Source organism: Bacillus sp. AFS001701 (genome assembly GCF_002559405.1).
Taxonomy (GTDB): domain Bacteria; phylum Bacillota; class Bacilli; order Bacillales; family Bacillaceae_G; genus Gottfriedia.
Genome location: NZ_NTZO01000604.1, coordinates 1 through 3,240, shown reverse-complemented (window position 1 = coordinate 3,240; position 3,240 = coordinate 1). Strand labels below are relative to the sequence as shown.

Here is a 3,240-nt window from a genome sequence, read left to right as displayed (position 1 = left end):
AGAAATTTTACAGTTATGAGACAAATTCATTACACACTATGATAAAATAAAGATATAATTAAATGTGGAACCAATAAAAATTATAGTACTTGGATGTGGTAATTTCACATCTTTTTTTCGTTAAGTGGATAAAAATGGCAGCATTGTAGTGTTTTCAACGTGGTCGCCAATTAGGCTCCTATCAACGATTTATCTTTACTTGCAATTTTTATGGAACCAACTATATGGAGAGGGGATGAGAGACCTGAGAATAGATAGAATAGCTACCATCTCATTAATAATCGTAACATTACTTTGGGGCACAACATTTGTAGTAGTCCAAAATGCGATTGCTTACGTTGAACCGTTTGCATTTAACGCATTTCGATTTATCCTCGCAACTTTAATCCTTTTGCCATTTTTAGTTAAAAGAAAACAAAAAACTAAATTAACGGTTAAACAAATCGTTATTACTAGTGGTATTGGATTCATGTTGTTTTTAGGGTATTTACTTCAAACATTTGGATTGAAGTATACAACTTCATCAAAATCAGGTTTTATTACTGGTCTATGTGTTGTATTAGTACCTGTTCTTTTATATTTAGTCTATAAAGAACGATCCAACTGGTCTACCGTAATCGCGTGTTTAATTGCATTACTAGGACTAAGTTTCTTAACTTTAGGTGATTCATTCTCTGTAAATCTTGGAGATGTACTTACACTTATTGGATCGGTTGCATTTGCATTCCATATTATTTTATCAGGAAAGTATACGAAGCAAATGGATCCAATCACCTTTACAACGATTCAACTAGCAACAGTTGGCATTAGTAGTACGATTTTCTCTCTAATATTTGAAGATACTTCCGTTTCATTTTCGAAAGAACTTTGGGTCAACCCGACATTCATTTTTGCAGTGATTGTGACTGCAGTATTCTGTACGAGTATCGCGTTTTGGGTTCAAATGTTTGCTCAACAACATATTTCCTCAACGAAAGCAGCATTAATTTTTATTTTTGAACCTGTTTTTGCCGCATTTACAGCAGTACTTTTTGCAAATGAAACATTATCGATCCAAACAATTATCGGTGGGACTTTTATTGTAGGTGGCATGCTGCTATCTGAAGTACCTTTACCAAAGAAACGCACAAAAGAAGTAAAAAATGAGGCAATATAGTAAGAAATTTTAAAAAAATGGGTATAATACACATTGACAGATACAATTTGTTCACGTATTATAACTTTAAATTAATAAACGACTTAGAAAAGGAATAGTAAGTTTATAAGCTTTTTAGAGAGGGAATGGTTGGTGCAAATTCCTAAAGCAAGTATTCTGAACCAGCCTTGGAGTCTCTGTACCGAAATAAAAGTAGGCTACAGCGGTTTTCCCGTTAAAGATGTTAAGAGATTATGTAGAAGTTTTACATAATAAGTAGGGTGGTAACGCCATGAATGGTCCCTTTTGATCATTCATGGCGTTTTTTGTTTATCATCCGCTTATTTCGTATTTTCTATATAGTAATTAGGGTGGTAACGCCGAGAATGGTCCCTTTCAGATTATTCTCGCGCGTTTTTTTATTTTCTAAAAAATGATTAGGAGTAGAGAAAATGACGACAAAAAAATTTGTTGAAGCAATTACAGATATGGATGTTGATTTTGCACAATGGTACACAGATATCGTAAAAAAAGCAGAATTAGTCGATTACTCAAGTGTGAAAGGTTGTATGATTTTAAGACCTTATGGTTATGCACTATGGGAAAATATCCAAAAAGAATTAGATTTTCAATTTAAACAAACAGATCATGAAAATGTATATATGCCATTATTTATCCCTAAATCTTTATTACAAAAAGAAGCTGATCATGTAGAAGGATTTGCTCCTGAGGTTGCTTGGGTAACACATGGTGGGCATGATGAATTAGCTGAACCATTAGCTGTTCGTCCTACATCAGAAACACTATTTTGCGAGCATTTTTCAAAAACAGTTGAAAGCTATAATGACTTACCAAAATTATATAATCAATGGTGTTCGGTAGTTCGTTGGGAAAAAACAACAAGACCATTTTTAAGAACGACTGAATTCTTATGGCAAGAAGGTCATACAGCACATGCAACCGCTGAAGAAGCACAAGCTGAAACAATTCAAATGTTAAATGTTTATGCTAATTTCTTAGAAGACTTCTTAGCAATTCCTGTTATTAAAGGTCAAAAAACAGAAAAAGAAAAATTCGCAGGTGCAAAAGCTACTTATACAATTGAAAGCTTAATGCACGATGGGAAAGCATTACAAAGTGGTACATCTCATAACTTTGGAGATGGATTTGCAAAAGCATTTGATATTCAATACACAGACAAAAACTCTAAAAGACAATATGTACACCAAACTTCTTGGGGGATGACAACAAGAGTAATCGGCGCTTTAATTATGGTTCATGGAGATAACAGCGGATTAGTATTACCTCCAAAAGTTGCTCCAACTCAAGTCATGGTTATTCCAATTGCTCAACATAAAGAAGGCGTTACCCAAAAGGCAACTGAATTAAAAAATCGTATTTCAAAGATTGCTCGAGTAAAAATTGATACTTCTGACAAAATGCCAGGCTGGAAATTTAACGAATATGAAATGAAAGGAATTCCAGTTCGTGTTGAAATTGGTCCAAAAGATATTGAAAAGAATCAAGCAGTTTTAGTAAGACGAGACACGCGAGAAAAAACGATTGTTTCATTAGACGCTTTAGAAGAAAATATCTCAAAATTACTTGAAGAAATCCAATCAGCTCTTTACGAAAAAGCATTAAACAATCGTACTGAAAAAACATATGAAGCTACTTCAATGGAAGAGCTAAAACAAATCAGTGAAGAAAAACAAGGCTTTATTAAAGCAATGTGGTGTCAGGATCTAGCTTGTGAAGAACAAATAAAAGAAGATGCTGGCCTAACTTCAAGATGTATTCCTTTTGAACAAGAACAACTTGCTGATACATGTGTATGCTGTGGAAAGAAAACGGATGTAATGGTCTATTGGGGTAAAGCTTACTAATTTAAATTCAATCTAAATAAAACGAAGTAGGTGAATGAATGAAGGAAAGATTAGATTTTTTAAAAGAGCATCTTTGTATGTTAGAAGAAAAATTACTTAAACCAGAAATTCGCACCTCACAAATTGAACTAAAAAATCTACTAGCCGATGAATTTTTTGAATTCGGGAGTTCAGGTAGAGTTTTATATAAAAATGATCAATTAGAAAATGGCATAGGAA

General features: G+C 33.3%; 2 protein-coding genes, 1 pseudogene and 1 other annotated feature. All 3 genes and pseudogenes read left to right on the top strand.

The window, feature by feature from the left end; all coding sequences use genetic code 11:
- The first annotated feature begins 235 nt into the window (after positions 1 to 235).
- On the top strand, positions 236 to 1,156 hold the full coding sequence (locus CN514_RS23925) for a DMT family transporter (protein ID WP_098234713.1): 921 nt from the start codon (positions 236 to 238) through the stop codon (positions 1,154 to 1,156).
- Between the two features lie 75 nt (positions 1,157 to 1,231).
- Positions 1,232 to 1,443 (top strand) — a binding site (T-box leader).
- A 144-nt stretch (positions 1,444 to 1,587) separates the two neighbouring features.
- The gene (gene proS / locus CN514_RS23920; RefSeq protein ID WP_098234712.1) at positions 1,588 to 3,021 is read left to right on the top strand and encodes a proline--tRNA ligase; all 1,434 of its coding nucleotides are present in this window, start codon (positions 1,588 to 1,590) and stop codon (positions 3,019 to 3,021) included.
- A 38-nt stretch (positions 3,022 to 3,059) separates the two neighbouring features.
- Positions 3,060 to 3,240: pseudogene (locus CN514_RS23915) on the top strand (nuclear transport factor 2 family protein); the annotation flags it as partial.

What these genes read in the sequence shown, in the direction of transcription:
- CN514_RS23925 (WP_098234713.1), top strand. Translation starts at nt 236, where the DNA reads ATGAGAGACCTGAGAATAGATAGAATAGCTACCATCTCATTAATAATC.
- proS (WP_098234712.1), top strand. Translation starts at nt 1,588, where the DNA reads ATGACGACAAAAAAATTTGTTGAAGCAATTACAGATATGGATGTTGAT.